The organism is Paraburkholderia sp. RCC_158 (assembly GCF_041355255.1).
Classification (GTDB): Bacteria; Pseudomonadota; Gammaproteobacteria; order Burkholderiales; family Burkholderiaceae; genus Paraburkholderia; species Paraburkholderia graminis.
The window spans coordinates 218,448-240,786 of record NZ_JBFUPM010000004.1; the positions used below are offsets into that span (position 1 = coordinate 218,448).

Below are 22,339 nucleotides of genomic sequence, written 5' to 3' on the forward strand. Positions count from 1 at the left end.
CGCGTGGAACTTCCCATCGCGCACGCAACCGCAGGAACGCAAATGAGCAGCTCCACATGGTTAGCGCCAGCTACCGACCGTCATGAACAGAAGTATCCGCAACTGACCGAGGCCGAATTAGCACGACTGCGTCAATACGGCGTTGTTCGTTCGTGGACATCGGAACGGATCTTCGAAGTCGGCGCGCCAGGGTTCGGGATGTGCGTGGTATTGCGCGGGATGATTCGCGTGAGTAGCCGCGACGCGTTCGGGCGTCATGCCGTCGTTAGCGAAAACGGTCCGGGACACTTCGTTGCGGAAGTCGGACAGCTATCCGGCGGTCGCTGCATAGTGGACGGCGATGCGGTCGGCGATGTATCGGCCATTCACATCCTCCCCGACAGACTGCGGGCGCTCCTGATCGCCGAAGCGGAGCTGGGTGAGCGCATTATGCGGGCGCTTATTCTCAGGCGGGTTGCGCTTATTGAGCGAGGCAATGGGATCGTTATAGTCAGTCAACCGCATAACGCCCGCCTCCACGCATTGCAAAGTTTCCTGCGACGTAACAATGTTCCTCATGCGGTCATCGGCGCGTCGTCAGAAGACGACGACACAGCCCGTTACGTAGCGAAGTGGGTACGCGATGACGCCGACTACCCGCTCGTGCTGCATCCAGACGGGACCATCTTGCGAGCACCCGATGAAGCGGAGCTTGCCAACGCGCTGGGCTGGCTCCCTGATTTCGATCCGGAGCATGTCTACGACGTCGCAATCGTCGGAGCGGGTCCGGCGGGTTTGGCGACAGCCGTCTATGCCGCGTCCGAGGGGCTGAGAGTCATCGTACTCGATCATAGTGCGCCAGGCGGACAGGCCGGTGCCAGCGCCCGCATTGAAAACTTCTTCGGATTCCCAACAGGCATCTCCGGCCATGCGCTCACCGCCCGCGCGTACGTACAGGCACAGAAATTCGGAGCCGACGTAGCCATTCCCGCTCAGGCGGAAAGCCTCGATTGCGGCACAACGCCGTTCGCGCTGCGCTTGTCCTCCGCCGTGACCATCCGGTCCCGAACGATCGTTATCGCTTCGGGCGCGGCTTATCGCAGACCCGACATTCAGGGCCTGGAACGCTTCGAGGGACGAGGAACATACTATTGGGCTTCGCCGGTCGAGGCGAAGCTTTGCGCGGGACAAGACGTATTGCTGGTCGGCGGCGGAAACTCCGCGGGACAGGCCGCCGTGTACCTCGCGTCGCGCGCGCGGCGAGTCCGCATGCTGGTACGTGGACAAAGCCTGAAGGCCAGTATGTCGCAATATCTCATCGACCGTATCGCTGCTCTGGACAATGTCGACGTGACGTACGGCACTCAGATCACCGCGCTGAGAGGCACCAGGACGCTCGAGGAAGTAGAGCTTTTGAGCGGGACGCAACGGTCGGTTGTATCCGCCGAACACGTGTTCCTGTTTACGGGTGCATCTCCCAACACATCGTGGCTTGACGGATGCGGCGTCGCCGTCGACAAAAACGGCTTCGTGCTTACGGGCGAAGGCGCCGGACCTGGGTCGCAAGAGCATGAAACAAGCGTGCGCGGCGTGTTCTGTGCGGGGGACGTCCGCTCGACTTCGACCAAACGTGTTGCCGCGGCGGTGGGAGACGGTGCTGCCGTAGTTGCGCAGATTCATCGTCAACTGGAGCGGACGGTCGCTCAGGCATAAGCGCCGTCGTGATGGATTGGCGTGCAGCACACAGCACGATGCTAGTGCTGATTTTCAAGGTACCGCCGAGGTCGGGCGATGATAGTTGACGGGCAAAAAGGAACTCCGCGATGACAACGATCGAGCACTTCGAATATGTATTTCTTGGCGGCGGCAAAGGTGGCAAGACACTGGCGATGGAACTCGCGCAGGCGGGCCGCAAGGTTGCCGTGATCGAACGAGGCATGATCGGCGGATCGTGCATCAACGTGGCATGCATACCGACCAAGACGCTGATCCAGACCGCGCGCACCGAATACATACTGCATCGACAGGATGGCAAGGCCGCGGACATGGCCAAAGTGTCGCAGCGCGTGAAAGCCGTGGTCGACGGTATGGTGGAAATCAATCGCAACGCGTTGCGTGACTCCGGCCTCGAACTCGTGCTGGGCACGGGCCGCTTTGTCGGACCGCGCCGGCTCGAAGTGAAAACCAATGACGGCGATCTGCGAATGATCGAAGGCGAACATGCTTTTATCAACACGGGCACGACGGCGGCGATTCCCGACGTGCCAGGATTGAAGGCCGCCGAGCCGCTGACGCACGTCGAAGCGCTGGTGCTGACGACGTTACCCGAAAGCCTGATCGTTCTCGGCGGTGGATATATCGGGCTCGAAATGGCGCAGGCATTCCGTAGACTGGGCAGCAAGGTCACGCTGATACAGGACGCGCCACGCGTGGCGATGCGTGAAGACGAGGACGTCACCGAGGCGATCGAGGCGGCGCTGAAAGAGGAAGGCATCGATATCAGAACCGGCGCGAGACCCGCCAGCGTGACGGGCAAGTCGGGAGAGTCGGTGACCGTTGTACTGCACAACGGCAGCACGGTGAGCGGCAGTCATCTTCTGGTCGCGGCAGGCCGCACCCCTGGCACGTCCGGTATCGGCCTCGACGCCGCCGGGGTCGAAGTCGACGCGCGCGGCTTCATCAAAACGGACGAACGTCTCGCGACGACAGCAGAGCGCACATGGGCCATCGGCGAGGTCGCAGGCACACCGATGTTCACGCACGCATCGTTCGACGATTACCGCGTGTTGCGCTCGCAGCTTGCTGGGGGAGATGCGAAAACCACGCGCGACAGAATCATTCCGTATGCGCTCTTTATCGAGCCGGAACTCGGTCGTATCGGTCTCAGCGAAGCCGACGCGAAGGCGCGCGGCATCGCGGTACGTGTTGCAAAGCTGCCGATGGCGGCGGTGCCGCGGGCGCGGACGAACGGCGCGACGAAGGGCTTCATGAAGATGCTGATCGACGCGGACTCAGACGCTATCCTTGGCTTTGCGATGCTGGGCACCAATGCCGGCGAGGTAGTGACCGCGGTGCAGATGGCGATGCTCGGCGGATTGCCTTATACGGCCGTGCGCGATGCAATCATTGCGCATCCGTTGATCTCCGAGGGCCTCAATATCCTGCTTGCGAAGGTGCCGCAGCGTGCGCCCAAATGAGGAGCCGCGATAGAGACTTGCAGCGATGAACCTCCTTGCTTGTCTGCGATTACCCAGGCCGGTCCAACCCGCCGCATGCAGCCCGCGCACGGCGTGCGCGAAACCATGTCGAACGACACTGCTTTTGTCCGGGGAGTTTGCAAGAATCGCGTGACGTTGGCGGCCCGCTCTCTCACCCAGCGAAACGCGGCTCCGGCAAACCGCGCACTCCCAGCCCCGTCACCGCGAACAAGCCGCCCTTCTCGCGTTCTTTCTGCGGAATGCCCCACATCGGGCGGCCCATCGTCGTCACGTAGAGCGTGTCGAGATTCGGGCCGCCGAACATCACGCTCGTCAGATTGCGCACCGGGAATTCGACGACGCGGTCGAGCTTGCCGTCCGGCGCGAAGCGCAGGATGCGCCCGCCGAACACCAGCGCGGACCAGACGTAGCCTTCCTCATCGACGGTTGCGCCGTCGAAAGTGCCGGCCATGTCGCGCGCCGATGCGAACAGGCGGCGGTTGCCGGCGGCGCCGGTTTCGATGTCGTAGTCGTACGCGTACATCTCCCTGCTATACGTGTCCGTGAAGTACAGCGTGCGATTGTCGGGGCTCCAGCAAGGTCCGTTCGAACAGCTGATGCCCGAGTCCAGCCGCGCCAGCGTGCCGTCGATATCCAGGCGGTACAGACCGCCGCTGCGCGTTGAGCGCTGGCCGCGATCCGCGTCGTAGCGGTCGAAATCGTAGGACATCGTGCCCGCGATGAAGCGGCCGCGCCGGTCCACCTTGCCGTCGTTGAAGCGGGTCTCGGGATCGTCGCTTTCCGGATCGGCGATGAACTGCACCGTCTGCGCATCGAAGTCGTAAAAATGCAGGCCGTTGGCAAGCGCCACGACCGCGCCGCCCTGCTCGCGCAGCGCCATCGAACCGATATGACGCGGCACGAAAAAGCGCTTTACCTCGCTGCCGTCCGCGCGGCAGCTATAGATTTCCGCGGCGGTACTGTCGATCCAGTACAGCCGTTCCTCCTTGACATCCCATAGCGGGCCTTCACCAAGATGATTGTTCGCATCCACGAGCAAGCGTACTTCAGGCATCGTCGCCTCCTTGTTGGCACGATGTTGGCGCTTCGGTTCACTCGTTGTCCTTGAGCGCGCGCCGATGAGCGAGCAGCGCCATCAGACGCCGATCCCGCCAGCGGCTGCGCTCCTCGATACGCTCGCGCGGCAGCGCGGCACGCCGCTCGGCATCGAGGCGGTCCAGCGTGGCGGCGGCCCAGTCAAAAGGCACGCGCGTTTCGGCGATGCTGCGGTATGTGCCGCCGTAGCGCTGCGCATAGTCGGCCACGCCGCCCGGTGCGTTCAGATCGATCGTCTCGAACGGGCCCATGAAGGACCAGCGCATCGCGAGACCGTCGCGCATCACGGTGTCCAGATCGGCGGCGCTCGCATAGCCCTGCTCGTAGAGGCTCAACGCCTCATCGAGCACCGCGCCTTGCAGGCGGTTAAGCAGAAAACCCGAGATTTCGCGATTCACCGTGACCGGCTTCTGTCCAGCTTGCTCATAGAAAACGCGAGCACGTTCGAGCGTGTCCTGCGATGTCCAGGGCGCCCCGCACAACTCGACGAGCGGCACGAGCGACGGCGGGTTCACCGGATGCGCGACGAGACAGCGCGCGCGGCCTTCCAACGCTTCGGTGAACGTGGATGCCGGCAGACCCGAGGTCGAACTGGCAAGCAGCGCGTCGGGCTTCGTCAGGCGGTCTAGCTGCGCAAAGAGCGTGCGCTTCACGTCGACGATTTCGGCAATGTTCTCCTGCACGAGATCCGCCTCTGCGACCGCTTCGGCAAGGGTCTCGCATGTTGTGATGCGCGCGACGAGCGCCTCCACCGGCTCGTCGATCAGATCGAACGACGCGAGGTCCTCCACGCTTTCGCGAATGGCCGGGACAGCGTCCCTCAGCATGTCTTGCGAGGCGTCGTGCAACTTCACGTCGAAGCCGCTGCGCGCGAACACAATCGCCCACGCGCGCCCGATGCGCCCCGAACCGATTACCGCTGTCGTCTTCGTCTGCATGAATGTGTCCCGATGTTATGCGCGCCGGTCGCGCAGCGTGATGACGGCCGCCAGCACGACGAGCCCATTGATGATGTCGCGCACGGCGGGCGGCACGGTCGTGCCCGCGAGCAGCGTGCCGAGAGCGGTCAGCAGCAGCGCGCCGCCGAACACGCCGAGATAATGCCCGCGCCCGCCGGTGATCAGCGCGCCGCCCACGACGACCACCGCGATGGACGGCAGCAGATACGGATCGCCCATACCGAGGAACGCCTGCGAGCTGAAGCCGGCGAGCAGCAAACCGACGAGCGCCGAGCACAATCCCGAGAGGCAGTACACGGCGATCAGCGTGGTGCCGACACGCACACCGGAGAGCTTCGCCGCGATCTGCGAATTGCCGACCGCGTACACGCGCCGCCCGAACGGCGTGCGATGCAGCAACAACAGCGCGAGCGCGAGAAACACCGGCACGCTCCATGCGGCGAACGACAAGGGCCCGAGTTTGCCGTTGGTGAATTCGCTGATCGCGGACGGCGACCAGCCTTGCGGCGAGCCATTGCAGTAGATCAGCGTGAGACCTTGCAGCAGGCCGTTGGCGGCAAGCGTCACGACGATCGGCGGAAGGCCCAGCATCACGACGCCCACGCCGTTGAATGCGCCGACGAGCAGGCCGACGCCGAGCACGGCCGGGACCGCCCACGCCGCCGCCGCGTTCGCGCCGTGCGTGAGGCCCGTGAGAAGAACGCCGGCCAGCGTGATGAGCCAGGGCATCGAGAGATCAAGTCCGCCGGTCAGGATCACGGCGCCCTGTCCGAGGCCGAGAATCGCGAGGAACAATGTCAGCGTCAGCAGGCTGCTGTAGAAGTTCGCGCTGGTCAGCACCGCTGGGCCATACACGAAGCCGGTGATCACCACTACCGCGAAAAACAGCAGGTACGCCGGCACGACATACTTCACCCACTCGCGGTTGCGCTCGATCCAGTCCGCAATCGCGCGGCCCTTCAGCTCCGTGTTGGCGATCGGCTGAAAACCGCTCACTTCGAAGGACACGCGCCGCGCATGAGCGTCGTTCTTCACTCGCGTGCCGGTGCGCATCGCCCTCAGCCATTGTGCCGCGTGACGCGCGCATTCATGCGCGGCCGACTGCTTGCCGATCGACGAACCGAGTACCGCGAGAATCAGGATCACCGCTTCCGCGATCGTCGTGAAGAACGCCGACACGTTCAGCACCAGCAGGATATTCACGGTGACCATCAGCGTCATGGCGGCGAACACCGTGCCGACGCAGCCGCCCCGCCCGCCGCCGAGCAGCGTTCCGCCGAGCACGACAGCGGTGAACATCGACAGCATCAGCGGACGGCCGACGAGGGGATCGGCAGAGCCCGTCTGCGCCGACACGTACAGGCCCGCCGCCGCGTAGAACATGCCTGCGAGCGCGTAGGTCATGATGCGATAGCGCGTGACGGGCATGCCGTTGGCGTACGCGCTGTCCGCGTCGCTGCCGAGCGCGTACAGACCGACGCCGAAACGCGTGCGCCGGATAAACGCCCAGATCAGCAGCGCGGCGATCAGCACGCCGGCCGACATCGGCAGTTTCCCGTCAATCAGATCGGATGTGATGAACGCGCCGAACTCGTCGCCGACGCTGCCGCCAGGCTTGTTCTGGATCAGCAGCGTCACGCCCTGAACCATGAACATGGTCGCGAGCGTGACCACGATGGATTGCAGGCGGAACCACGCGATCAGCGCGCCATTGATCAAACCGATGCCGCCGCCTGTCGCGAGAATCAGCGCCGCACCCGCCCATTGTTGAAGCGGCGTGCCATGCACGAAGCGCACCGCGAGCACGTTGGCGAGCGACACGACTGCCGACGCGGACAGATCGAAGCCGCCCGACAGCACGACGATGGTCTGTCCGAGCGCGGCGAGCGCGAGCGTCGTCGCGCTGGAAATGACGGAGCCGATGTCGTACGCGCCCACCGGCGTGGCCGACAGCGCGCCCCACGCAACGAGCATCGCGACAAGCGCGCCGATCGCGATGATCAGTCCGCGATGATGATCGACTCGCGCAGCCCAGGCAGCGCCCGCGCCTCGACGCACGATCCCGCTGTCGGGCGACGCAATAGCTATTTTCATGGCCAACCTCTCAGCTGGAAAGCATGTTGCGCATCACGGCTTCTTCCGTGAGCGCATCGCCGGACAATTCTCCGACGTTGCGGCCGCGATACATCACCGACACGCGGTCGCACACATTGACGAGTTCGGGAACATCGGTCGAATAGAACAGCACGGCGCCGCCTGCCGCGGCGAACGCGCGCATCAGCACGAAAATCTGATGCTTGGTGCCCACGTCGATGCCGCGCGTCGGATCGAACATGAGCCAGACGCGGCTTTGCGTGAGCATCCACTTGGCCATTGCGATCTTTTGCTGGTTGCCGCCCGAGAACGACAGGCACGGCTTGTAGAGCGCGCGCGGATTCACTTCCATCTGCGCAAGCGACCTGGCGATCGCGGCCTGCTCGCGCTTGCGGTCGATCAGTCCAAAGCGCGCATACCGGCCGATCACCGGCAGCGACACATTCTCTCCGCCGGGCAGACGCAGAAACAGACCTTCGGTCTTGCGGTCTTCAGGCAGGAAACTGGTCGACACACCGGCCTTCAGCGAATCGGCGGTCGAGGTCAGCGTGACCGGCTTGCCGTCGATACGGATTTCGCCGTCGTCGATATAGGTGGCGCCGAACAGCGCCTCGAACAGTTCGCGCTGGCCCATACCCTGCAACGCCGCGATGCCGTGCACTTCGCCGGCGACAAGCGTCAGGTCGAAGTCGCTCACCATGCCGTCCACGCGGATGCGGCGCGCCTGCATGGCAGGCGGCCGGGTTTGGCCCTGCGCCAGCGCCGGCGGCGCGACCTTCGGCGGATATTTCGCTTCCATGGAGCGGCCGATGACGAGGCGGATTACCTCGTCGTCCGAAATGTCGGGCGTGTCGAATGAGCCGACATCGCGGCCATTGCGATACACGGTGAGGCTGTCGCAGAACTCGCGCACTTCCTGCATGCGGTGCGAGATGAACACGAACGTGACGCCCTTTGCCTTTAACGCATCGATCCGGCGCGAAAGCCACGCCACGTCCGCGCCCGACAGCGACGAAGTCGGCTCGTCGAGCAGCAGTACTTGCGGGCCACGCAGGATCGCCTTCGCAATCTCGATCTTTTGCCGCACCGGCAAGGACAGATCGCGAACATACGCACCGGGGCGCACGTCCGGCAGATCGAGTTCTTCGAGCCACTGCGCCGCCATGCGCTGCGCCTCGCGCGTTCTGATGCGGCCGAAGAGCCCGGTCGGCTCGTACGACAGAAGCAGGTTCTGCGCGACCGTGAGATCGCGCACCAGCGTCATCTCCTGAAACGCCGTCTGCACGCCGGCGCGATGCGCGTCCTGCGGGCCGCGCATCGTCAGGTCGCGGCCCATCACGCGGATGGTGCCCGCGTCGGGCTGCATCAACCCGGACAGCAGCTTGACGGTGGTGGACTTGCCTGCGCCGTTCTCGCCGAGCAACGCGTGCACGGCACCGCGCTTGACGCGAAACGACGCGCCGTCGAGCGCGACGGTGGCGCCGAAGCGCTTGGTCACGTTCGACAGGTCGATGGCGAGAGATGCGTCGCTCATGACAAGGTCCTCAGTCCTGGTTGCCCGTGAGCGCCGCGTTGAAGCCGACCTCTCTGGTTTCCTCGGAATAGATGTCCGCGAACCAGCCCGGCGGCACCTTGTCCGGCATGAAGGCCGTGCACCCCGCCTTCAGTTCGTCGATGCTGCCGGTCTTGCACAGCCTGGACTGCGGCGTTTCGACGAGCGGCAGCTTGAGCGTGATGCGCTGCGGGAAGTCCTTGCCGTCCAGCTTCTGCACGGCCATCTTGAGCGCCATTGCACCCGAATACGGCGGCGCGCCATACGAAATCGAACGGTAGCCGATCGAGCGATAGGCGCCCTGCCCTTTCACCTCGCCAGGCGGCAGCATCTGCACGCGATGACCGTTCGACGACTCACCCGCGCAGGGCTTGATCTTGTCGTCGGCGATGCCGGCATCGAGCTGCATCGACGCGGCGGTGAAGCAGCCGACCTGCATCCACAGCCCGTCGATCTTGTCCCAGCTATTGGTCGCGAGAATCTTCGACAGCTCGGTCTTGGCCGTGGCCTGACTCCACATGCCCGTGCCTTCCGCCACGACCTTGATGCCCGGATACTTCGCGAACACGGCCTTGGCGGCTTCGGTGCGGGCGCGATCCACCGACGTGCCCGGAACGCCGTTGATCAGCACGATGTTGCCCTTGCCGTTCAGCGTCTTCGCGAGCCATTCCGCCGTGACGGTGCCGGCCTGGTGCTGGTCGATCGTCACGTTGTGGGCGCACGGTTCGGTCACTTCGCCGTCGTAGGCCGCGACGACCACGCCCTTCGAGCAGGCGTTCTTGATTGCGCGGTTCAGCGCCGTGGGCGAGATCGGATAGATGATGATCGCCTTCGCGCCCGCCTGCACCATCGAGTTGATCTGCTGGATCTGCTTCTGCGCGTCGGTGCCCGCGACCTGCACCTCGAGATCGACCTTGTCCTTCAGCGCGGGCGTGTTCGCCATCGCCTTGACCATGTTCGCGGCCTCGGTCTGCCAGTCGTTGCCGACATAGCTCATCGACAGGAACACCTTGTACTTGCCCGCCGCATGCGCCTCGCCCGAGACAGCGAGCGCCGCAGCGAAGCCGATACCCATACCGATACCGAGCGCCGTCAGTCCCGCACGACGAATAGATTGCGTCCATGCTTTCATGTCATCCTCCAATGTTCGTTTTTTGTGTCGAACTACGCTTCAGCCAGAAACCGGTACATGCGGCAAGCGCGCACTGGCCGGCAATGCGATACCCGCGCTGCCCGGCACGACGTTGGGATCGTGGCCGGGGATCACGTAATCGGCGATCTGGCGAATGCGCGTGAGCGAGCCCATTTCCGCAAGCGTCTCGTGCACGATGCCCACCGGCACCAGATCGACGATGTTTTCCATGCAGTTCGCGCAATCCCCCGCGATCAGCACCACGCCGTCTTCCGTATCCACCGCAACCGATTGATGGCCGGGCGTATGTCCTGGTGTCGGCACGACGCGCACGCCCGGCACGATATCGGCGACGCCATGCACGAACTGCCAGCGGAAATACGCGAGCGGCTCGCGGCCGATCAGAAACTCCTGGTAGTAAGTGGCCTGCGTCGGCAGAGGCTGGCCCGCGTATTCCCATTCTTTCGCCTGCACGATAAAGCGCGCGTTTTTGAACAGCGTATTGCCGCCCGAATGGTCGTAATGCAGATGCGTGTTGATGACAATGTCGACCTCGTCCGCACTCCAGCCGACGTAATGTTTGAGTGCGCGCTCGAGCTTCTCTTCCGGCGCCTGGTCGCAAGGACACACGAAGTCCGACACCCAGCCCGGATCGTGAATGCCCGTATCCACCACGATCTTTTTCTGCGCGCCGACAATCGCCGTGGACCACACCGGCACCTTGATCGACTGTCCGAAATAGCGGCCGTACACCTGTGACGAGCGATCGACGGTGAGCCAGCCCGTCGGCATCGCGACTACTTTCAATCTGGCGTTCACGCTGCGCTCTCCGCTATCAGAAGTTGGTGTTGGCTGCGCCCTTGAGTTGAAGCATCTCGCGCGCTTCGGCGGGCGTCGCGATATCGAGCGACAGGCCTTCGATCACCTGGCGTATCTTGCGTACCTGTGCCGCGCTCGATTCCGCGAGCTTGCCCGGCTCGATCCACAACGAATCTTCAAGGCCGACGCGTGCGTTCGAGCCTTGCGCCACGCCGATCGACGCGAGCGGAATCTGATTGCGTCCCGCGCCGAGAATGGACCACACGTAGTCCTTGCCGAACAGGCGATCCGCCGTGCGGCGCATATGCGCGAGGTCTTCCGGATGCGCGCCGATGCCGCCGAGCAGACCGAATACGCTTTGCACGAAGAACGGCGGCTTCGCGAGCCCACGGTCGACAAAATGCGCGAGGTTGTACAGATGCGAGATGTCGTAGCACTCGAACTCGAAACGCGTGCCGTTCGCCCCGCAAGACGTCAGGATGTATTCGATATCCGCGAACGTGTTCTTGAACACCAGATCGCGGCTGTTCTCCAGATGCTTGCGTTCCCAGTCGTACTTGAGTTCCTTGAAGCGCTCGAGCATCGGATACAGGCCGAAGTTCATCGAGCCCATGTTGAGCGACGCCACTTCCGGCTGAAAATGATGGGCGGGCTTCAGGCGTTCCGCGACCGTCATATGCGGGCTGCCGCCCGTGGTGAGGTTGATGACTGCATCGCATTCGGCCTTGATGCGCGGCAAGAACTCCTGGAACACGGCGGGGTCCTGGGTCGGATGACCGTCGTCCGGATCGCGCGCATGCAGATGGATGATCGCAGCGCCTTCTTTCGCCGCGGCAAGCGCGGCATCGCCGATCTGTTGAGGAGTGACCGGCAGATACGGCGACATCGACGGTGTATGGATTGCGCCCGTCGGCGCGCACGTGATGATGACCTTGCGTTTCGTTGCCATGTGAGCCTCGTGCGGTTAGAGGAATTCGACGTTGCCGCAGACGGATATCGCTTGTCCCGAGATGCCGCTGCCGGCGGGCGAACACAGAAAGAGCGCGGTGGCGGCCACTTCTTCCGGCGTGGTCATGCGGCGCAGCGAGATTTTGGCGAGATACTGCTTCTCCATCTCTTCGTAGGAAAGCTTGAGCTGCTTCGCGCGCGCTGCGATCACGCGCTCGATGCGCGGGCCTTTCACAATGCCGGGCTGTATCGCGTTGACACGGATATTCGAAGGCCCGAGTTCGATGGCAAGGCTCTTGGTCATGCCGACCACCGCCCATTTGGTCGCGGCATAAGGCGTGCGGAACGCATAACCAAGACGCCCGGCCACCGACGACAGCGCGATGATGGTGCCGCCGTCGCGCGCCTGCCTGAGAAGCGGCACCGCGCGGCGCGCGAAATAAAACTGCGCGTTGAGATTCACGTCGACCGTGTTGTTCCATTCCTGCTCGTCGAGCTCGTCGACGCCGCCGGTCGGCCCGGCAATGCCTGCGTTATTGACCAGCACGTCGAGACCGCCAAGCTCCGCCTGCACATCGACGAAAACGCGCTCCACGGCCGCGCGATCCGCCACGTCGGCGAGCGTCGCGGTGATGCGGTTCAGTTCGACACTTTCCTGGGCTTTTTGAAGCGCGTCGATCGCCTGCTGGCTCGCATCGCAAACATGCACGCGAGCACCTGCTTCGATGAACGCCTGGGCCATCACGAGGCCGATGCCCGATGCGCCGCCCGTGATAAGCACGCGCAAGCCCGCGTGCGGCTTCAGCATCTGAAGAACCGTCATTGTCTGTCTCCGTTGTCCGTGTTTTTACAACTCAGGCGCGTGCCTGTTCGCCGGGGTCTTCGCCGTCCTGTATCGCGCTTTGCAAGCGCTCCTTCAGATCGGCGGCGGCTTCGCCGATGTCCTGCTCGATGCCCGCGCGCGCTCCCTCGCCGTCGCTGCGCCACAGGGCCTCGACGATATGGCGGTGTGCATCCATCGACCTGCGCATGTGCGGAATGTCGGGGGCCACGAGATTCAGAAACGGGCCGATGCGCATCCACAAGTTCTGAATCGTGGACAGCGTGATATCGCTCGCGCCGTGCGCATAGATCGCGATGTGAAACTCGAAGTTGCTGCGCAGATAGGCCGGCACATCGCCCGCTTCGACGTGCGCGTTCATGGTGTCGAATACCTGTTGCAACACAGCGAGATCTTCGCGGCTCATGCGAGTCGCAGCCCGCTTTGCGACGGCGCCTTCGAGTGCGATACGCACGTCGCGCAACTCTTCGAGGAGTTCGACTGTCATGGGAGGGACGATGAGCGCGCGGCCCGGTCCGTCGATCAGCGCGCCCTCGGCTTGCAGGCGTGTGAGCGCCGCACGCACCGGCATGGTGGACGAGCCGACCGCGTCCGCCACGCTGCGCAGGCTCAGCAATTGTCCTGGCGCGAAGCGTCCGGTCATGATCGCTTCCTTGAGTTGCGCATAGACGCGACCGGCCATCGTTTCACGCGCCACGAGCTGAAGCTCGGGCAGGTCTGAACTCGTGCGTGGCGCCACTAATGCCTCCGTGGATTCGCTGCGATGTGAGATTCCGCTGCAAGTGTGACCTGTGATCACACTTGTGTTGAAAGAAGTTTGGCCTTTGCTCGAGCCCGAGTCAACCTTGGATTGCTAGGGGAAAACGCGGAAGGCTTTCCATCGCGTGCGACAAAAATCAGGCTTCAACCGATGCGGCGGCCGCAGTACAAAAACGCTCGGCTTAAATGAAACAGCCTGAATGCTCATGATCTCCAGTCAAGACGTCGCTGGTGCCGCGCTTACGTTTTGCCGATGCCGTCGAAGAAGAGATCGATCAGGTGGGTGACGCGGGATCTGGTTGTGCCGCCTTGCTCGACGGCGAGAGCGATCGCCGTCACGACACACACGAGATCGCCGATGGAGACGTCCTTTCGAACCGCCCCCGCCTTCTGGGCCCGCTCGAGCAGCCGGCGTCCTTCTTCACTGCCGGCGCGGCAGCCAGGCGTCCCTTCCTGTAATACCGTTCCGAGCAACGCAGCGAGCCCGCGATAGTGGTTCGCGTGGTTCACGAGCTCCTTGACGAAGGCGCGTAGGGACGCGATCGGTTCGAGCTTGTCATCGCGTGCGCGGCTTGCTTTGGCAAGCGACAGCAGGCGCTCATCACTCGCCGCGGCAAGCAGCGCGTCGCGCGTCGGGAAACGACGGTAGAGCGTGCCGATACCAACGTTGGCGCGCCTCGCGATATCGTCAAGCGAAACCTCAGCGCCGCGTTCGAGAAACAGCGCTTCCGCCGCTTCGAGAATGCGTTCCCGGTTGCGGGCTGCATCGGCGCGCAGCGGTGCTTCGTCGGTCGTCGAACACTTTCTGTTCATCGTTGCCTTGATTTCTGTTGATAAGTGGATGATGCCTCCATATACTAAGTGGAGCAATACTCCACTTAACGAGGAACGCATATGGCAAAGCGATTCGGGAACAAGGTCGTGGCAATCACCGGCGGCAGCGAGGGCATCGGCCTTGCGAGCGCCAGGCTTTTCGCGGAAGAAGGCGCGCGGGTCTACATCATGGGGCGCAGGCAAGCTCGACTGGACGAGGCGATACAGGAAATCGGCAACGGTGCGGTGGGCGTTCGGGGGGACGCGAGCAACCTCGCCGACCTTGATCGACTGTATGAGCGCATCCAGCACGACCACGGCAGGCTCGACGTGGTTTTCGCAAATGCAGGCGTTGCCGAAGTGGAGCCGCGTCCGCTGGGCACCATCGACGAGGAGGGTTTCGACAGGCTTTTCGGCCTCAACGTGCGCGGCATGCTCTTCACTGTGCAGAAGGCCTTGCCGCTACTTTCGTCGGGTAGCGTTGTCGTCCTCAATGGCTCGGTGGCTGGCAGCAAAGGCTTTCCTGGCCAGTCGCTCTACAACGCAAGCAAGGCGGCTGTGCGGTCGTTTGCGCGAAGCTGGACGACCGACCTGAAAGAGCGAGGCATTCGCGTGAACGTGGTCTCGCCGGGCGGGACCGAGACAAGCCCGATGCGAAGCTACCTCGATGCGCGGCCGGGAGTCGAAGATATGCTGAACCAGCTCGTGCCGCTGGGGCGTCTGGGCCAGCCGGATGAAGTCGCGCGCGCCGTGCTCTTTCTGGCGTCGAGCGAGAGCAGCTATATCGCGGGCGTTGAACTGTTCGTGGACGGCGGGTCCATTGCCGTTTGAGCCCTCGATGTCGCTGTCGCGCCGCTCTCGCCGGGCGGGCGCGGATTTCCGCGGCGAGTGAGCGAGGTTATGCCAGACGTACGAATGCGCGCGCCTGGCTCACTCGTCAGTCTGTGAGCGAAGAGAACCCACCGCATCGACAAGAATGCACCCTGCGTCATCGATATGTTTTTCCATCAACGCACAGGCACTCCGATCGTCTTTCGCTTTTATCGCTTCCAAAATCTCCAGATGCTCGTTTTCTGATTTGACGTCCCACTCAATCAGCGTCGATGTCGCATACATGTAGCGAAGTCGCGCCTCATGCAGGGCGTCAATATGTGAAAGCAGCCGAGGCATTTGGCAGGGTCGATAAATACTTGCATGGAATTCCCGGTTGGCGGCCTCCCACGTGCTGATGTCACGGGCCGTGTTCCCTTTGTGCATCGCGTTTTCTGCACACGTGATGTCATCTTGAGTCAGGTTGGGTATCGCGTACCGGAGCGCCAGAACCTCAAGTGCGGTACGCATCCGGGTAATCTCAATGATGGATGCCTGATCGAGCAGTGGGACATACACGCCTTTACGCTCGCGCGAAACCAGCAGGCCGCGAGCTTCCAGACGCCTGAATGCTTCCCGGACCGGAACGTGACTGGCATTGAACTCATCTGCGATTGCGTCCTGCCGAACTCGCGCTCCCGGCCTAAGATCGCCCCGGATAATCTGTTCGGCCAGCGCCGCCGCAATGCGTGCAGGAAGTGAATCCGAGCTGTCTACATCCACGTTTGCTTTCCCTATGCCGAAGGTGCCCAGATATCGCCGCAGGCAACCGAAACCGCTTCATTCAGCGTGCCGTTTTGTACCAGGCATTTTACCGCTTCGACATCGTCATGCACCCACCGATCGTTACCCATCATCGCAGGAACGACCGATCTGACTTTCTCCAGCGCCGTGGATGCGCCAAGGCCGAGCGGCAGGTGTGAGAGCGCTTGGCGACTAATATCGAGCGCCTGAGATGCAATCAGAATTTCGGCGCAGACAACCGCCTGCGCATTTTCAACAACCGTCCGCGTGCGCCGCGCAGCGAAACAGGAATTACTGATGTGGTCTTCCTGGTTACCTTTGGCAGGCAGACTCGTCACACTGGCTGGACTACATAGCCCTATGTTCTCGAGCACGAGTCCGGTACCCATACTCTGGATAACGGCGAAACCCGTGTTGATGCCCGGCTCGGTAGCGATCATGTTTCTCGGCAATCCGTAGTTGCAGGCCGGATCGATCAGCTGATTATTACGGCGATCACAGATTGCGCTCAGGTCGGTCGTCACCAACGCGAGAAGGTCCATCGCTTGCGCGACGTATTGTCCGTGAAAATGCCCGCACGAGACGATGTCGTAGCCTGCATCGGAAGCGAATATCAACGGATTGTCCGTTGCGCTATTCATCTCGGTGACGAGTATGCCGTCAATGTAATCGAGTGCATCAAGAACGGGCCCGTAGACCTGTGGCGCGCAGCGGAACGAATAGACGTCCTGTATCCGCGGTTGGACCGTGTCGCCCGGCGCGGCAAGAGCGTCCATCGGAATGGCACGTGCCTCGGTGCTGCATCGCATGGAACCATTGAGCAGCGTGCGAATGGCCGCAGCGACGCGGCGCTGCCCCGGATGTGGACGCGCTAGCATCACACGGTCTTCAAAGCAGGCCCGCTCCGCCCGCATTGCCTCCAACGACAACACCAGTGAGATCGTTGCGCTAGTCAGCAGGCGACGCGCGTCGAAAGCGGCGATGACCGCGTACGCCAACGACGCCGTCGAGCCATTGATCAATGCTGTCGCATCCTTTGCTTCCACATCGAAGGTCACTGGAAGGCCCGATCGCTCAAATGCTGAGCGCGCGCTTGTTACGGCGCCCTGGAACGTCACTTTCGATTGTTCCAGCCCAAGCAATGCACCGCTCATGATCGCCAACGGTGCAAGGTCCCCGCTGGCACCGACGCTTCCTTTTGCCGGGATGACGGGCGTAATGCCTTCGTTGAGCATCGCCACAAGCCGCTCGACCACTGCGACGCGTATGCCGGAGTGATTGCGAGCAAAGGTGTTCACCCGGATCGCCATCATCGCGCGCACGACCTCAAGCGGCATGTTTTCGCCGGTGCTCGCGGAGTGCGAGTGAATAAGATTGCGCTGAAACCGCGCGATGTCCGAAGCGCTGATACGTTGATTCTTCAAGGCTCCTACCCCGGTGTTGAACGCATACATCAGGGGAGCGTCGTCGACCAGCCAGTTTTCCTCGATGAATCCTCGAGTCGACAACAGATTCGCCCGAGCCGCGTCAGACAGACGAACGCGAGCGCCGTGACGCGCGATCGCGATGATCTGGTCGATCGTCAGATCGGAACCTGTGAGTGCGATTTCGTTTTTTGCCATGAGGGCCTCGAGTGGTTTTTATCTATTATCTATAGAATATGCTCGACTAGCAATCTTTTCGACGATCGCAACTCAATCGCACTAATAGTCAGTCATCGGGCACACCACTGTTTAGGCCGATAAGCCTGTCGACGAGAATCGCAATGAGTGTGGGGCTTCGGGGCGTGGGCCTGCGCTTGTGCTAGCGCTTCCCGGTTTCTTCCTGGAAAGTGCGGTCGTAGAAGTCCCGGATCGCCTGATACGCGAGCAAGCGATTTTTCTCGAGCAAAACGAGGTGCGTGGCTTCGCCTATTTCAGCCCACTGACGGTAAGGCGCGTTTCTGAGTTCGAGGAAAAGCGACTGCGCGAGGTCAATAGGCACATCGATATCCCACTCGCCATGGACAAGCAACACGGGCACACGAATCTCGGCCGGCTCGTAGTATTTTCGTCCCGCACGCCAGTAGTCACGGATATCCTGGATCGGGCCGTTACTGGCCCGCAACTGGTGCGGCGCGCGCTCCCGGCTCCAGGGATCCTCGGCCAGCGTGAAATCGGCCCACTGCTCGAACCAACCTTCCGGGACCAGGCTCGCGCGTCCGTGTTCCGGTGCGGTGCTGAGCCAGCGGGCCTTGCTTTCGCGCACCGGAACCAGGCGCCACGCGTCGAGCCTCCCGCCAGTGTCGATAGGAATCGGCCGATCGCTCAGCCACTGCGGCGCCAATAGGACCAGTTTATGGACCTTGTCGTTATTGCGGCTGGTATAGGCACCCGCCACTGTGCCGCCCCATGACATGCCAAATACCGATACTTTGTCCAGCTGGCGACGCTTGAGGACGTAATCGACCACGGTGCCGAGATCGGCCAACCCGATGTCGGTGCCGACGACCGGAGGACTCAGATCCGCTGCCTGCTCCATCTCCGCCGGGCGTGTTGAATGGCCGTAACCACGCACGTCGAGCGCATAGACGTCATATCCCGCCGCGGCAAGAAAGTCGATGAACGACATTCCGTTGAACGGAACGTCATACAGGCTTCCCGACGAAAAGGTGGCACCGTGAACCATGACGATGGTGCGTTCCGCCGTGAAGGTCTCGAGCGCGGCGGGGCGCTTGTTGCGAACGTAGAGGTCAATGCCGGGGGTACCGGTCGCTACGCGCAATTCCTCGAAGACAAGTTGCTTTCCTTTAACTACGATGTTCTGGCTCATGATGGGTAGCTCCTGGGTCTGGCTCATTATTCATAGCGCCAGGAGAAACGGTCGCCTTGGCTGGTGACGTAACCGGCCGATGTCTCGGCGAAGTGCGGGGTGAACAGCAGCAGATTGCGTTCGGCGCCCTGCTCCAGCACCCAGCGGCGCGACGCGCGGGCCTCGTCCTGCCATTCGCAGAACACCGAATTCCAGTCGGGGCGCACCACCTGCAACGGGTGATGCATGACGTCTCCGGTAAAGAGCGCCGCCTGCCCCTTCGAATGCAGTTCAATCGACATGTGGCCAATACTGTGTCCCTTGGTCGGGCGGAACACGAAGTTATCGAGGTACTCGCCCCCGTCGTTGCTGATGCGTTCGGCCTGCCCGGAGGCAATGATCGGCGCGACGCTGTCCTCGAATACGCCAAGGCTGGGCACGTTCACTTCGTTGTGGCTGTCGGGGCCGCCGTAATAGTCCTCCTCCGCCCTCGCGAACACGTGCCGCGCATTCGGGAAGGTCGGCACCCAACGGCCATCGACGAGCCGTGTATTCCAGCCGACATGGTCGACGTGAAGGTGCGTATGCAACACATAGTCGACTTCCTCAGGGCGCACGCCAACCGCGGCGAGCCGCTGCAGATACGGCGTGTTCAGATGATGGAAGATCTGATTCTGCGGCCGTTCCTTGTCGTTGCCGGAGCCGGTATCGATCAGGATGGTGTGATGCGGCGCGCGCACCAGCCACGTGTGAATGCTCTGGATCAGGTTTCCGGTCGTCGCGTCCATGTTGCTGGGCGTAAGCCAGTGAAGATTGGGCTCGAGTTGTTCAGGTTCCCACGCCGGGTAAAGAAAGGACGGCGGCGCGACGTTCAGGCGCATTTCTTCGATCTTGGTGACGGTCACATCACCGATCCGGTAGGTTTTGTTCGGATGAACCATGCTGGATCTCGCTTGGCTGAAAGGACGTCCGTAGTCTATGATTCGAACAACGAACGAACAAATCGATTCAAATCATGAGCTCCATCGATCACTTCAATTTATGGTCTTTCGACCTGAATCTCCTGGTCGCCTTCGATGCGCTGATGCGCGAGCGCAGCGTCACCAAGGCAGCTACGCGGTTGAAGATCCAGCAGTCGGCCATGAGCCACAACCTTGGTACGCTGCGTATGCTGTTCGATGACCAACTCTTCGTTCGTGTGGGGCACACAATGAAGCCGACGCCCCGATCTGAAGCGCTCGCGGCGGCAATCGGCACGGTTCTCGAGCAGGCTCAGCATGCGATCACTGCCCGCGAAAGGTTTCGTCCCGAAACCGAGGAGCGGACTTTTTCGATCGGCTTTTCGAGCGAGCTCGAGGTGCTCCTGATGCCGTGCTTGACCGCCCACGTACAAAGGTGTGCTCCAGGAATCCGGCTACTCGGTCGCCCGGCGCAACCGGGCGACGTGCACAGGATGCTGGATGACGGCGTGATCAATCTGGCGATTGGATGTTTTGGCGACGGCGCTGAACGGCATCGAAGGAAACTGCTGTTCGAACAGTCCTTGATGTGCTGCTTCAACCCCCGCCTGCTCAATCTGTCGGTGCCCGTCAGCCGAAGTGCGTACCTGGCTCAGAAACACGCCCTTGTCTCGCAAAACGCGAGTATTCGCGGATGCCTGGACGACGCCCTGCGCGCCGCCGGCGTTGAACTTGACGTGGCCATGGCTGCGCCCGAATTCCTGACCATTCTCGGCGCGGTCATGCAAACGCCTGTCATCGCTACGTTGCCGTCGAGGATCATCAAACGGTACGCCGCGCTGTTGGGGCTGGTGGCAAGCCCCGTCCCGTTCGACTTTAGAGTCACACCAATTTCGATGGTCTGGGCTGCCTATTCAGATCGAGACCCGGCTTCTGAGTGGCTACGGCAGCAGGTTGAACCAATCCTGGCGCAGATCGAGGAAGCCAGCCCGTCATTCGAAATCGCCACCGACAAGATTAGTTAAACCAAGGGGTCCTCCGGCGCGGTCCGGCCCGTTGTTCATACGGGCTCGTCAATGCGCGCGCTGAAGGGGGCGCCGAGCGGAGCGATGCGCAAACCGGGTCGCAAGTCCTTCCAGGGAAGATCGCGCGGATCGGCGCGCATGGCTCCCGGCGCTTTTGCGACGAGTGTCGCGCAAGCAATGGCGTCGAAGTCGGCACGAAAGTGCACCGAACTTTTGTTGACAAGAATGCGCATGTTCTCGGGTTCGATACCCGCCACCCGATAGAGATTGCGATCCATCATCTGAGGTGGACGTTCGCTGCTGACAATGACGAAAATCTCGTGGATTTTCAGCAATGCAGTCAGCCCCAACTGAACCTGCATGCCATTCAGCATTGGGCCATCGAACACACATTTCCCGTCCGACAGTTCGACGACTTCGAAAACACCACGAAAGCGCGCACCATTAGGCAAGCCGGATTCACCACCCAGTTCAATTTCCAGCGAGCGGCCGATGCCGGTCTGCTGTGCTGCGATAGCGGCCTCGGCATCATGAACAACGCCGAATGCAGCACTACTGGCGCCCTGGGCGATGAGTGCCCGAAGCATTCCGGTGGTGTTGGATTCGCCCCCGGCGCCCGGATTGTCCTGCGTATCGGCAATCACGACCGGTCTGTTCTTGCCGTCGGACAGCTGCATGGCTTGCGTCACGGCGTCCTCCGGCGTGAGGAAATCGACGGCCCAGTCCGCCTCTGAAAGCGCTATCCCGTCGAAAATTTGGCCGACGGCGGCTTCCACAGGATTCCTATGTGTCCCGTACGCCCACACCATCGGCCCGCATTCGGGGAAGTCGGCGGCAGGAAAGCCGAGTGTGAACGACATTGAGGCAAGACCGGCCTTCTCACGTTGCTCGACCTTCTCAAAGGCCGACTTTGCCGGGTCGACGAGGGTGCACATTGCGTTCAGGGGAATAAGAAAGGGCAACCGGCGCCAGGCGCAGTGCCAACGCTCTCCACCCAGAAGCGCCCGCAAAAGGCGAGCAGCTCGCGCGCCCGTTGCAGCCATGTCGACGTGGGGATAGGTTCGGTACGCGACAAGCGCGTCGGCGCAAGCAAGCATGCGCTCGGTGACATTCGCGTGCAAATCGAGCGACGCGACGATAGGAACGCGAGGTCCGATCACGCTTCGCAAGCGGGCTAGCAGTTCGCCTTCGCCATCGTTGGTCTGTTCGGCGACCATGGCGCCGTGCAGATCGAGGTAAACAGCATCCGGCACATGCATTCCAGCCGCCTCGACGATTTCGCCGGCAATCTTCTCATACGTGTCGTGCATAACGTGTGCCGAGGGACCTGCGCCTGCCCAAAGTACCGGGACAAGCGTATGACCGTCCGGTTCGATCTCGCTAATGAAGCCCCCGATCGGAAGGTTGACGTTTCGGAAACCAAGCACTTGCTGGCCGCGCCTCAACGCGGGGAACGTTTCACCATTCACGAAGTTCTGGTAGAGCGCCTTTCGCTCGACGAATGTATTGGTTTCGTGCTGGAAACCCGCGATCAATATTTTCATTTCCGCTTTGTCTGGTAGGTTTGACGGGTAATTGCCATGCCCGAGGCATAGACCGATGCAATAGCGCAGGCTTCAATGCTCGATCCAGACCCGCGCGCGCGGCAACAGCAAAATGCGGCCTTCGACGCTGCCTGACGGGCAGCACGCTGACAAAGACCGGTCCCTCGCCCCCCGGATGCACGATCTGACATACTGCTA

Annotated in this window: 19 protein-coding genes; 4 read left to right on the forward strand and 15 right to left on the reverse strand. The window is 62.1% G+C overall.

Features of this window, described 5'->3' with window-relative positions; genetic code table 11:
- Positions 1-42 precede the first annotated feature (42 nt).
- Both AB6809_RS10420 and AB6809_RS10425 read left to right on the forward strand, forming a co-directional pair.
- Positions 43-1,692, forward strand: coding sequence for an FAD-dependent oxidoreductase (locus tag AB6809_RS10420; RefSeq protein WP_371026570.1), 1,650 nt, complete (start codon positions 43-45; stop codon positions 1,690-1,692).
- 110 nt (positions 1,693-1,802) lie between these two features.
- On the forward strand, positions 1,803-3,176 hold the full coding sequence (locus AB6809_RS10425) for an FAD-dependent oxidoreductase (RefSeq protein WP_371026571.1): 1,374 nt from the start codon (positions 1,803-1,805) through the stop codon (positions 3,174-3,176).
- A gap of 172 nt (positions 3,177-3,348) precedes the next feature.
- On the opposite strand, the gene AB6809_RS10430 is transcribed toward AB6809_RS10425, so the two are convergent.
- The 10 genes from AB6809_RS10430 to AB6809_RS10475 all read right to left on the reverse strand — a co-directional run bounded on the left by AB6809_RS10430 (position 3,349) and on the right by AB6809_RS10475 (position 14,290).
- Positions 3,349-4,251, reverse strand: a complete 903-nt coding sequence (locus AB6809_RS10430) for an SMP-30/gluconolactonase/LRE family protein (RefSeq protein ID WP_006051458.1) — start codon at positions 4,249-4,251, stop codon at positions 3,349-3,351.
- Positions 4,252-4,288: 37 nt separating this feature from the next.
- A complete protein-coding gene (locus AB6809_RS10435) occupies positions 4,289-5,230 on the reverse strand; it encodes a 3-hydroxyacyl-CoA dehydrogenase (RefSeq protein ID WP_371026572.1) in 942 nt (313 codons plus the stop codon).
- 15 nt (positions 5,231-5,245) lie between these two features.
- Positions 5,246-7,345, reverse strand: a complete 2,100-nt coding sequence (locus AB6809_RS10440; RefSeq protein ID WP_371026573.1) for an ABC transporter permease — start codon at positions 7,343-7,345, stop codon at positions 5,246-5,248.
- A 10-nt stretch (positions 7,346-7,355) separates the two neighbouring features.
- Complete coding sequence (locus tag AB6809_RS10445) at positions 7,356-8,879, reverse strand: sugar ABC transporter ATP-binding protein (protein WP_371026574.1); 1,524 nt, start codon at positions 8,877-8,879, stop codon at positions 7,356-7,358.
- Positions 8,880-8,889: 10 nt separating this feature from the next.
- Complete coding sequence (locus AB6809_RS10450; protein ID WP_029970761.1) at positions 8,890-10,029, reverse strand: sugar ABC transporter substrate-binding protein; 1,140 nt, start codon at positions 10,027-10,029, stop codon at positions 8,890-8,892.
- A 39-nt stretch (positions 10,030-10,068) separates the two neighbouring features.
- Positions 10,069-10,848, reverse strand: a complete 780-nt coding sequence (locus tag AB6809_RS10455; protein WP_371026575.1) for an N-acyl homoserine lactonase family protein — start codon at positions 10,846-10,848, stop codon at positions 10,069-10,071.
- Positions 10,849-10,864: 16 nt separating this feature from the next.
- Positions 10,865-11,797 carry a 3-keto-5-aminohexanoate cleavage protein gene (locus tag AB6809_RS10460; RefSeq protein WP_006051452.1) on the reverse strand — a complete coding sequence of 311 codons (933 nt, stop codon included), beginning with the start codon at positions 11,795-11,797 and terminating at the stop codon, positions 10,865-10,867.
- Positions 11,798-11,812: 15 nt separating this feature from the next.
- Complete coding sequence (locus tag AB6809_RS10465; RefSeq protein WP_006051451.1) at positions 11,813-12,619, reverse strand: SDR family oxidoreductase; 807 nt, start codon at positions 12,617-12,619, stop codon at positions 11,813-11,815.
- Positions 12,620-12,650: 31 nt separating this feature from the next.
- A complete protein-coding gene (locus AB6809_RS10470) occupies positions 12,651-13,376 on the reverse strand; it encodes a GntR family transcriptional regulator (RefSeq protein WP_006051450.1) in 726 nt (241 codons plus the stop codon).
- Positions 13,377-13,636: 260 nt separating this feature from the next.
- Entirely contained in the window at positions 13,637-14,290 is a 654-nt protein-coding gene (locus AB6809_RS10475) for a helix-turn-helix domain-containing protein (RefSeq protein ID WP_310399508.1), read from the reverse strand.
- Between AB6809_RS10475 and AB6809_RS10480 the strand changes: the two genes are divergently transcribed.
- Entirely contained in the window at positions 14,291-15,040 is a 750-nt protein-coding gene (locus tag AB6809_RS10480) for an SDR family oxidoreductase (protein WP_371026576.1), read from the forward strand.
- A gap of 99 nt (positions 15,041-15,139) precedes the next feature.
- Here the strand turns inward: AB6809_RS10480 and AB6809_RS10485 are convergent, their stop codons facing one another.
- The 4 genes from AB6809_RS10485 to AB6809_RS10500 form a co-directional block, all read right to left on the reverse strand.
- Positions 15,140-15,802: a GntR family transcriptional regulator gene (locus tag AB6809_RS10485; protein ID WP_006051447.1), complete on the reverse strand. Its 663-nt coding sequence runs from the start codon at positions 15,800-15,802 to the stop codon at positions 15,140-15,142.
- Positions 15,803-15,813: 11 nt separating this feature from the next.
- A complete protein-coding gene (hutH, locus tag AB6809_RS10490; RefSeq protein WP_371026577.1) occupies positions 15,814-17,445 on the reverse strand; it encodes a histidine ammonia-lyase in 1,632 nt (543 codons plus the stop codon).
- A gap of 181 nt (positions 17,446-17,626) precedes the next feature.
- The gene (locus tag AB6809_RS10495) at positions 17,627-18,634 is read right to left on the reverse strand and encodes an alpha/beta hydrolase (RefSeq protein ID WP_371026578.1); all 1,008 of its coding nucleotides are present in this window, start codon (positions 18,632-18,634) and stop codon (positions 17,627-17,629) included.
- A 26-nt stretch (positions 18,635-18,660) separates the two neighbouring features.
- Positions 18,661-19,554 (reverse strand): MBL fold metallo-hydrolase, encoded by an 894-nt coding sequence (locus AB6809_RS10500; protein WP_107706629.1) that lies wholly within the window; start codon positions 19,552-19,554, stop codon positions 18,661-18,663.
- A gap of 74 nt (positions 19,555-19,628) precedes the next feature.
- Between AB6809_RS10500 and AB6809_RS10505 the strand changes: the two genes are divergently transcribed.
- Positions 19,629-20,597, forward strand: coding sequence for a LysR family transcriptional regulator (locus AB6809_RS10505; protein WP_371026579.1), 969 nt, complete (start codon positions 19,629-19,631; stop codon positions 20,595-20,597).
- 35 nt (positions 20,598-20,632) lie between these two features.
- Here the strand turns inward: AB6809_RS10505 and AB6809_RS10510 are convergent, their stop codons facing one another.
- Positions 20,633-22,141, reverse strand: a complete 1,509-nt coding sequence (locus AB6809_RS10510) for a M81 family metallopeptidase (protein ID WP_107706627.1) — start codon at positions 22,139-22,141, stop codon at positions 20,633-20,635.
- Positions 22,142-22,339: the final 198 nt, after the last annotated feature.

Coding starts and splice junctions, on each gene's coding strand:
- AB6809_RS10420 (WP_371026570.1), top strand. CDS start 43: ATGAGCAGCTCCACATGGTTAGCGCCAGCTACCGACCGTCATGAACAG.
- AB6809_RS10425 (WP_371026571.1), top strand. CDS start 1,803: ATGACAACGATCGAGCACTTCGAATATGTATTTCTTGGCGGCGGCAAA.
- AB6809_RS10430 (WP_006051458.1), bottom strand. CDS start 4,251: ATGCCTGAAGTACGCTTGCTCGTGGATGCGAACAATCATCTTGGTGAA.
- AB6809_RS10435 (WP_371026572.1), bottom strand. CDS start 5,230: ATGCAGACGAAGACGACAGCGGTAATCGGTTCGGGGCGCATCGGGCGC.
- AB6809_RS10440 (WP_371026573.1), bottom strand. CDS start 7,345: ATGAAAATAGCTATTGCGTCGCCCGACAGCGGGATCGTGCGTCGAGGC.
- AB6809_RS10445 (WP_371026574.1), bottom strand. CDS start 8,879: ATGAGCGACGCATCTCTCGCCATCGACCTGTCGAACGTGACCAAGCGC.
- AB6809_RS10450 (WP_029970761.1), bottom strand. CDS start 10,029: ATGAAAGCATGGACGCAATCTATTCGTCGTGCGGGACTGACGGCGCTC.
- AB6809_RS10460 (WP_006051452.1), bottom strand. CDS start 11,797: ATGGCAACGAAACGCAAGGTCATCATCACGTGCGCGCCGACGGGCGCA.
- AB6809_RS10465 (WP_006051451.1), bottom strand. CDS start 12,619: ATGACGGTTCTTCAGATGCTGAAGCCGCACGCGGGCTTGCGCGTGCTT.
- AB6809_RS10475 (WP_310399508.1), bottom strand. CDS start 14,290: ATGCGTTCCTCGTTAAGTGGAGTATTGCTCCACTTAGTATATGGAGGC.
- AB6809_RS10480 (WP_371026576.1), top strand. CDS start 14,291: ATGGCAAAGCGATTCGGGAACAAGGTCGTGGCAATCACCGGCGGCAGC.
- hutH (WP_371026577.1), bottom strand. CDS start 17,445: ATGGCAAAAAACGAAATCGCACTCACAGGTTCCGATCTGACGATCGAC.
- AB6809_RS10495 (WP_371026578.1), bottom strand. CDS start 18,634: ATGAGCCAGAACATCGTAGTTAAAGGAAAGCAACTTGTCTTCGAGGAA.
- AB6809_RS10500 (WP_107706629.1), bottom strand. CDS start 19,554: ATGGTTCATCCGAACAAAACCTACCGGATCGGTGATGTGACCGTCACC.
- AB6809_RS10505 (WP_371026579.1), top strand. CDS start 19,629: ATGAGCTCCATCGATCACTTCAATTTATGGTCTTTCGACCTGAATCTC.
- AB6809_RS10510 (WP_107706627.1), bottom strand. CDS start 22,141: ATGAAAATATTGATCGCGGGTTTCCAGCACGAAACCAATACATTCGTC.